Genomic DNA, 1160 nt, shown 5'->3' with positions numbered 1-1160 from the left:
GGGGCGGCGGCCGGCGCCGGGGCCTGGGCGTAGACCGGTTGCGGCGCGTAGGCCGGCTGCTTGCTGTGACGGCTGATGCGTACGGACTCTTCGCCCTCTTTGATCTCCAGCTCGTCGATACCGGATTCTTCCAGCAGCTCGATCAGTTTCTTGACTTTACGGATATCCATAGCGATTCAACTCCCGGTGAGGTCAGGGTCGTTTAGTTTCAAGTTGTTCTAGCGCGGCCTCCAGGGCCAGCCGATAACCGCTGGCGCCAAGGCCGCAGATCACCCCCACCGCAACGTCGGAGAAGTAGGAGTGATGGCGGAATGGTTCACGTTTGTGCACGTTGGACAGGTGCACTTCGATGAATGGGATGCTCACCGCCAGCAACGCGTCACGTAATGCGACGCTGGTATGGGTAAAAGCGGCGGGATTGATCAGGATAAAGTCGACACCTTCGCCTTTCGCCGCATGAATCCGCTCGATCAGCTCGTACTCGGCGTTGCTCTGCAGGTACAGCAGGTGATGGCCGGCGTCGCGGGCGCGGCGTTCCAGGTCCTGGTTGATCTCGGCCAGGGTGGTGGCGCCGTATTTGTCGGGCTCGCGGGTGCCCAGCAGGTTGAGGTTGGGGCCGTGCAGGACCAGTAGGGTGGCCATGGTCGCGTTCCTTGTTGTTCGAGCTGCGCAGGACTATGCCGCAGCTGGCCCGATGTCAGCAATAGCCGACACGATGCCCGGCGTTTGCGGCAAAAATATGACTATAGCGGTGGTTTCGGTCGTTGCCAGGCTGAGCTGGGCGTCTAGCGCGCGCTGGCCTGATCCAGGCGGGCGGCGAAGCTGGCGGCATCGACCTCACCTACGACACGCAGATCGAGCCATTCGTCACCGTTGCCGGCGAACAATTGAATCGCCGGCGGGCCGAACAGCTGATAACGGTCGAGCAGAGCGCGCTGCGCGGCGTTGCTCTCGGTGATGTCGAAGCGGATCAGGCGCCAGTCGCCGAGCTTGCTGCCCACTTCGACCGAGCCGAACACCTCGCGTTCGATCACCTTGCAGCTGATGCACCAGTCGGCGTACCAGTCCAGCAGCAGCGGCTGGCCGGCGGCCTTGGCCTCGGCCAGCGCGGCGTCCAGTTCGGCCGGGCTGCTCAGGGTCAGCCAGGCGCCACCCGTGGC

Annotated in this window: 2 protein-coding genes and 1 pseudogene; all 3 read right to left on the bottom strand. The window is 63.6% G+C overall.

Annotated features, from left to right (window positions below; all coding sequences use genetic code 11):
- A pseudogene (locus N878_RS21510) lies at positions 1 to 170 on the bottom strand (acetyl-CoA carboxylase biotin carboxyl carrier protein); the annotation flags it as partial.
- A gap of 22 nt (positions 171 to 192) precedes the next feature.
- Positions 193 to 642, bottom strand: a complete 450-nt coding sequence (gene aroQ / locus N878_RS21505) for a type II 3-dehydroquinate dehydratase (RefSeq protein WP_021445594.1) — start codon at positions 640 to 642, stop codon at positions 193 to 195.
- 143 nt (positions 643 to 785) lie between these two features.
- Positions 786 to 1160 (bottom strand): thioredoxin family protein (locus N878_RS21500; RefSeq protein ID WP_031303669.1); only part of this gene is annotated, 375 nt, incomplete at its 5' end.

This window comes from Pseudomonas sp. EGD-AK9, assembly GCF_000465935.2.
Classification (GTDB): Bacteria; Pseudomonadota; Gammaproteobacteria; order Pseudomonadales; family Pseudomonadaceae; genus Aquipseudomonas.
This window is presented reverse-complemented; position numbering and strand designations above follow the sequence as displayed.

Coding starts and splice junctions, on each gene's coding strand:
- aroQ (WP_021445594.1), bottom strand. CDS start 642: ATGGCCACCCTACTGGTCCTGCACGGCCCCAACCTCAACCTGCTGGGC.